Genomic DNA, 6,127 nt, shown 5'->3' with positions numbered 1-6,127 from the left:
GCGCCCTGTACTGGCACTTTTGCGCCATGGGCGCAGTGTCGATACCGCCGTCGAGCTCCCTCAACGCTCTGGGGGCTAGGCGGTGGAGTGGGGACGGCAACGCTATTGGGTTGCGCCCCAAAGCACTTTGCGAAATACCACGCGGGGCCGGGTGGGAACGGGTAGCCTGTGGGTGTGTCGGCCGTCATGCGGTGCGCACGGGGTATTGTGTAAGTCGAGAACGGGGAGGTCATCGTGAGTTTTGTAGGGTTGCCGCCGGAAATCAATTCGTTGCGGATGCTGCTGGGGGCCGGTTCGGGGCCGATGCTGGCGGCCGCGGCGGCCTGGAACGGGTTGGCCGAAGAACTGGGCAGTGCGGCGAGCTCGTTCTCGTCGGTGACGTCGAATCTGACCGGCCAGGCCTGGCAGGGTCCGGCGGCGACGGCGATGGCCAATGCCGCCGCGCCCTATGCGGCGTACCTGGAGGCGGCGTCCACCCGTGCCCTGGGTGCGTCGGGTCAGGCCAATGCGGTGGCTGGTGCGTTTGAGACGGCGAAGTCGGCGATGATCAACCCGGAGGCGATTGCCGCGAACCGCAATGCCTTTGTGCAACTGGTGCGGTCGAATTTCCTGGGGCTCAACGGGCCGATGATCGCGGCGGCCGAGGGTATGTATGAGGAGTTTTGGGCCGCGGATGTGGCGGCGATGTTCGGCTATTACGGGGGTGCGTCGGCGGCGGCGGAGCAGTTGTCGTCGTGGGGGCAAGTGTTGCAGGGGCTGCCGGTGATCGGCGGGCTGTTCAGTGGGGTGGCCGCGGTCGGCAGTGCCGCCGAGGAAGCCCCTAACTATGGTGCGGGGAACTCCGGCGGCGGCAATATCGGTGCCGGAAATGACAGCAGCTTCGAGGTGGGAACCGGTGCGGGCAACAATGGCTTCGGGAACCTGGGCAACGGCAACACCGGCGGCGGGAACCAGGGCATCCAGAACATCGGCGCCGGCAATTGGGGTCAGTGGAACTTCGGTAACGGCAATGTGGGCGCGTGGAACATCGGGTCGGGCAACCTCGGTGACGCCAACGTCCTGGGCTGGGGCAATCTGGGTAGTGGTAATCACGGGATCGGCAATACCGGTGACTTCAACCAGGGCTTCGGCAACACCGGTAACCACAACATCGGGTTCGGGTTGACCGGGGATCATCTGATCGGGGTTGGTGGCGCCTACTACGACCAGATGACCGGGCAATTCCACTTCGACGGCAACTCCGGCATCGGCAACCTCGGGTTGTTCAACTCCGGTGACGGCAATATCGGCTTCTTCAACTCCGGTGACGGCAACGTCGGCATCTTCAACTCCGGATTCAATCCCGATCCCGCCGATCTGGGCAAGATGCAGGGTTTCGGCATCGGTAACTCCGGTACCGGCAACATCGGCTTGTTCAACGCCGGGGACGGCAACTTCGGCACTTCGAATGCTGGCCGGCTCAACACCGGCTGGGGGAACGCTGGGACGTTCAACACGGGCAATGGGAACGCGGGCTTTGCCAACACCGGCAACTGGAACGCCGGTGAATTCAACACTTTCGATGGGAACTCCGGTAGTAGCAACACCGGGAACTTCAACTCGGGCGATGTGAACACCGGGTCGTTCTTCAACATCGATGGGCCGCTGGAAAGCTCCGGCTACGGCAACCAGGGTCCCCCGGGTATGTCGGGCTTCGGCAACACCGTCGATGGCAAAAACCCCCGACCGGTTTCCGGCTGGTACAACACCTTCGAAGGGGGGACCCTCCGCAACGGGTCCGCGTCGGGCTGGTTCAACACGGGAGTGCCCGGCAGCTTCCCCCAGTTTGATGTAGATCCGCCCAAAACCGTGAGCGGCTATGCGTCCGGATACTTCAACACGGGCTCGGCCAACGCCGGCTACTTCGGCCTGGTCTCCTGGTTGAAGGGGCTGACGGGCCAGGCGTAGGCGCTCTTGGCCGCCCACTGGATAGGCGCCCTACGCCCTAGCCGGGAGCGTCCTGCGGGTCGAAGATGCGGATCGGGGCGGTGACGCCATCCCAGCTCGCCGCCGCATCCCGGCTGATGCCGAAGAATTCTATTTCGTCATGGTTGTCGACGAAATAGCGGGTGTGCCGGTGCCCCTCCAGTCCGGCACTGCGGAAATCGGCGTAGAGGCACGGAACATCGTTGCGCAATTCGATCATCTGCAAATTGCGGGTTCCCGAAATACGCGAAACCGCCGTGTACGACCGCACCCGGAGATCGTGGGGCTCCGTTGTAGGAGAAGTCGGTCAGCTCGACGTCCTCGGTATAGGACCACGGGCCCACGCCGCATGACTCCGCCCACTGCGGCATTCCGTGTTTAATGTCGCGCACGACCAGGCAGATCTGGCCGGTATTGCCGAAATACGCCGAATTCGACTGGGAGATAACAGGTTCCCAGTCGGTGCACTTGACCGGCGGTGTGCCTGCATCGCCGGAGTCGGGTTCCCGCACCGGGCGCACACGGCAACCTCACCGCTTCACCGCCGGCGCCTGGAGCGTGAAGCCGGCTGAACATCTCGGATGGCCCACCCGGCGGTTGCGCCGCTCCCTCGGGTCGCATCGCGCGACGCGGCGGGATTTTATGTCATGCGGAATCGTCCGGTACGGCTTTTCGAATAAACATTTTTATACAACAGATGTGTAATAAACGCCGGAAAATCGCGCTCCGAAGTCTCCCGGGAATACCGGTGAACTCGATGGGGGAAATACGGCGAAAACGCCATCGCGTCCGGTTACCGTAGGTATGCTGCCGAATATGCAGGTAGCGCCAGATAGTCTGATTACGGCGGCACGTGGTCTAACGGCCATCGGGGACGACATTAAATTCGCCCACCTTCAAGCCGAGACGCCGACGACGAGCATTGCCAGCGCCGGAGTGGACGAGGTGTCGGCGGCCGTCGCTGACGCATTCGCCGCACACGCCCGGGAGTTCCAGAACGTCGCCGGTCAGGCGACCGCGTTCCACGATCAGTTCGTCCAGTCACTGACCGGCGGCGCGAACGCCTACCAGAACGCCGAAGCGGCCAGCGCGGCCGCGATGTCGGCGCTGCCGGCCGCCGCGATGTCGGCGCTGCCGGCCGAGACGTTCCCGAGCACCCCGGTGGAAACCCTGATTTGGCTGGGTGCGGTGGGCCTCTCGCCCTTCGTGTTGACCGGGCTGCTGGGCTTCCTGTCCACGCTCCTGGCCGCATACTGGGCCGCGACGCTGCTGTTCGGCGGCTAGCCGGGTTCGGGTTGCGACGCCGGCACCAGAGCGCCGAGCGCCGGGCGCTGGGCGCCGGGCGCCGGGCGCCGGGCGCCGGGCGCTGGGCGCCGACGCGAGGACCTTCCGAGCCGCGGGCTTGCGCCCGGGGTTTACACAAGGGATGCTTGTAAAAACAGCCGGTGGGCAGTAGGGCACCAGTTCTCGGCAGGGTTTTCGGGCATCGGAGTCGAACAGCATGGGTAGTGCGCAGTCCAAGAGCGCGGCTGCCGTGGCCGTGCCGACAGTGACTCCCGGGAGCCTCCGATGACCGGCGCGGATGTGGCAGCCGAGCTGACGCGCGAGCATCGAGAAATCGACGGCGAAATCGAGGCCTTCATTGCCGGGCTCGACTCCGGCACCCTGCGGCCCGAACCGATGATTGCGGCCCTGGCAGCGCTTCGGCGGCACATCTACCTCGAAGAGGTCTTCTTGTTTCCGCCCATCCGCGAAGCCGGGATGGTCATGCCGATCTTCGTGATGATGCGCGAACACGGCCAGATGTGGGCGACCATCGACACCCTCGGAGGCCTGCTCGCCGGCGACAGTGACCCGGCGGGACCCGCCGATCATGCGGCCTTGCGGGATACCTGCGGGCAACTACTGGCCCAACTCCAGGAGCACAACGCCAAAGAGGAGCCGATCATCTATCCGCGCGCGGATATCGATCTGCCGTCGCACACGAGTGCGGAACTGTCACGCCTGATCGAAGACGGCCGCACTCCCGACGGGTGGGTCTGCGAGCAGGCGGGCCGATGAACGCCCGTGAGACGCTGTTGACCGGTCCCGTGGGAACAGCCCCCCGCGGGGACAGCCGAATCGAAGCGAAGGAGGGCTCATGCGCGTCGTAGTCGACCGCGATCGTTGTGAAGGCAACGCCATCTGTGTGAAGAGTGCCCCGGAGGTGTTCGAGCTCGACGCCGAGGATTACGCCACGGTCAAGACCGACCCGGTGCCCGCCGATCAGGAAGCCCGCGTCGAAGAGGCGATCGAGTGGTGCCCGCGGGCGGCCCTGTCCCGAGCTGACTAGCCCCGACTCCTGCGGGATCAGCCGCCGGAGGGTTCGCTGAGCCAGTGTGCCAGCACGGCGGCCTGGCTGCGGTCGACATCGCGCGAGGCTGTCATCAACACCACGTCGCGGTCCCCGGCGAGGTCCCGGAGGTGCTCGACGGCCTCGCGATGGTCCAGCGAGGCCAACTCCGCCAGGTACCGCCGCCGGAACTCGGCGAATTTCTCCGGATCGTGCGAGTACCACTTGCGCAGTTCGGTCGACGGGGCGATGTCGCGCAGCCACTCGGTGAGCTGAAGGTCGGCCTTCTTGATGCCGCGGGGCCAGACTCGATCGACCAGGATGTGTGCCTCGCCGGGATGCGCGGCATGGTCGTAAACCCGGCAATAGGTGATGCGGCCGCCCATTTCTGGCTCCGTTCCAGGATCAGCTCAGGGGGTGCGGGTCGTGGCCGAGGGGCCGTCGGCCGGGCATCCGGGGTTCTGCTTCTTGCCGCTCGCCACCAAACGTGCTATCGCACCCTCGATTCCGCTGGCCAACGCGTCGACGTCGGCCACTGAATCGTAGTCGGCCAGGATGCCGAAGAACAGGTCGTCGGCGTAGCTGAGCATCGCCACCCCGGTGCGCAGCTGCATCGCGATCGGCGGGACGGGCAGCACGCTGAGCACTCGCTGCCCCATCAGTCGCAGCGGTTTGCGCGGGCCCGGGACGTTGGTGGTCAGGGTTGTCACGCCGTGCTGCGGAAGCCGGGTCAACAGCCGCATCGCCCACGCGGTCAGCGGGAACGGAATGCGATTGGCCATGGACACGAACGCGCTACCCGCCTCGCGCTGGCCGTGGGACTTCGTGCGGTTCATTCGCGCGTGCACGATCTTGAGCCGCTGCTCGGGGTTGGGCTCCTCGACCGGCAGATACGGCAGCATCACCGACACCCGGTTGTCGGTGGCGCCCATCGCGTCGGCGGAGCGGATCGACACCGGCACCAGGGCGCGCAGCACCTCGGGGGAGGGTTGTTCGCCTCGGCTGATCAGGGCGTTGCGGTAGGCCTCGGTGATGGCGGCCAGTGCGACGTCGTTGAGGGTGACGCCGAAGGCCTGGCACACCTCTGCGATGTCGACCAGCGGAACCCGCGCGCCACTGTAGCGCCGCAGGGTCGTGATGGGTCCGTTCAGCGAGGTGGTGGCCGGCCGCAGTAGCCCGGTGGCGATTTCGGCGGCCCCCAGGGCCGTGCGGGCGGCGCTGGTCGCGATGGCCGCGGGCGCATTCCACAGGCCGGAGAGGAAGCTGAGCGGATTCGATGTCCCGGTTTTCGCGGCGGTATCCGTTCGCGCGGCTTTCGCGGCCCGGATCTGGCTGGCGAAGCTCTCGTGGAGGCCGTCGTCACACAGCCCGGCGAGCATGTGGGTGGCCGCGATTCCGTCGGCCATGCAGTGGTGAATCTTGGTCAGCATTGCCCAGCGGTTGTCGCCGAGGCCCTCGATGAGCCAGATCTCCCACAGTGGCCGGTCCCGGTCGAGACGCCGGGAAATGACGTCGGCCGCCAACCGGAACAGCTCGCCGTCGTCACCCGGGTGCGGCAGGGCGACGTGATGCACGTGGTGGGCGGGATCGAAGTCGGTATCGGCTACCCATTCGGGTGCACGCAGGTCGAAGGGTCTGGTGCGCAGCCGTTGCCGGAAGCGGGGGCAGCTGCCGATCCGTTCGGCCAGGGTCGATATCAGCTCTTCGTGATCCGGCATCGGCCCTTCGGCGATCGCCAGGCCGCCGATGGCCATGCTCACGTGGCGATCGGAGTCCTCGGCTGTCAGAAAGCCCGCGTCAAGAGTTGTCAGTTGCTCCATGGCCACCATC

Annotated in this window: 7 protein-coding genes; 4 read left to right on the top strand and 3 right to left on the bottom strand. The window is 65.9% G+C overall.

Annotated features, from left to right (window positions below; all coding sequences use genetic code 11):
• Positions 1-231: 231 nt before the first annotated feature.
• Positions 232-1,947 (top strand): PPE domain-containing protein, encoded by a 1,716-nt coding sequence (locus ACK5M9_RS07710; protein WP_416892586.1) that lies wholly within the window; start codon positions 232-234, stop codon positions 1,945-1,947.
• Between the two features lie 37 nt (positions 1,948-1,984).
• On the opposite strand, the gene ACK5M9_RS07705 is transcribed toward ACK5M9_RS07710, so the two are convergent.
• Positions 1,985-2,236, bottom strand: a complete 252-nt coding sequence (locus ACK5M9_RS07705; protein WP_416892583.1) for a hypothetical protein — start codon at positions 2,234-2,236, stop codon at positions 1,985-1,987.
• A gap of 545 nt (positions 2,237-2,781) precedes the next feature.
• Here ACK5M9_RS07705 and ACK5M9_RS07700 point away from each other — a divergent pair.
• The 3 genes from ACK5M9_RS07700 to ACK5M9_RS07690 all read left to right on the top strand — a co-directional run bounded on the left by ACK5M9_RS07700 (position 2,782) and on the right by ACK5M9_RS07690 (position 4,297).
• Positions 2,782-3,249 carry a PE family protein gene (locus ACK5M9_RS07700; protein ID WP_416892582.1) on the top strand — a complete coding sequence of 156 codons (468 nt, stop codon included), beginning with the start codon at positions 2,782-2,784 and terminating at the stop codon, positions 3,247-3,249.
• 285 nt (positions 3,250-3,534) lie between these two features.
• Positions 3,535-4,026, top strand: coding sequence for a hemerythrin domain-containing protein (locus tag ACK5M9_RS07695; RefSeq protein WP_416892581.1), 492 nt, complete (start codon positions 3,535-3,537; stop codon positions 4,024-4,026).
• A 79-nt stretch (positions 4,027-4,105) separates the two neighbouring features.
• Positions 4,106-4,297, top strand: coding sequence for a ferredoxin (locus ACK5M9_RS07690; RefSeq protein ID WP_416892580.1), 192 nt, complete (start codon positions 4,106-4,108; stop codon positions 4,295-4,297).
• Positions 4,298-4,314: 17 nt separating this feature from the next.
• Here the strand turns inward: ACK5M9_RS07690 and ACK5M9_RS07685 are convergent, their stop codons facing one another.
• Together ACK5M9_RS07685 and ACK5M9_RS07680 are read right to left on the bottom strand one after the other, a co-directional pair.
• Positions 4,315-4,683, bottom strand: coding sequence for a DUF488 domain-containing protein (locus tag ACK5M9_RS07685; RefSeq protein WP_416892579.1), 369 nt, complete (start codon positions 4,681-4,683; stop codon positions 4,315-4,317).
• A gap of 24 nt (positions 4,684-4,707) precedes the next feature.
• Positions 4,708-6,117, bottom strand: coding sequence for a WS/DGAT/MGAT family O-acyltransferase (locus ACK5M9_RS07680; protein ID WP_416892585.1), 1,410 nt, complete (start codon positions 6,115-6,117; stop codon positions 4,708-4,710).
• Positions 6,118-6,127: the final 10 nt, after the last annotated feature.

Source organism: Mycobacterium sp., assembly GCF_047975165.1.
Taxonomy (GTDB): Bacteria; Actinomycetota; Actinomycetes; order Mycobacteriales; family Mycobacteriaceae; genus Mycobacterium.
Note: the sequence above shows the minus strand (reverse complement) of the source record. Positions and strands in the feature narration are given on the sequence as shown.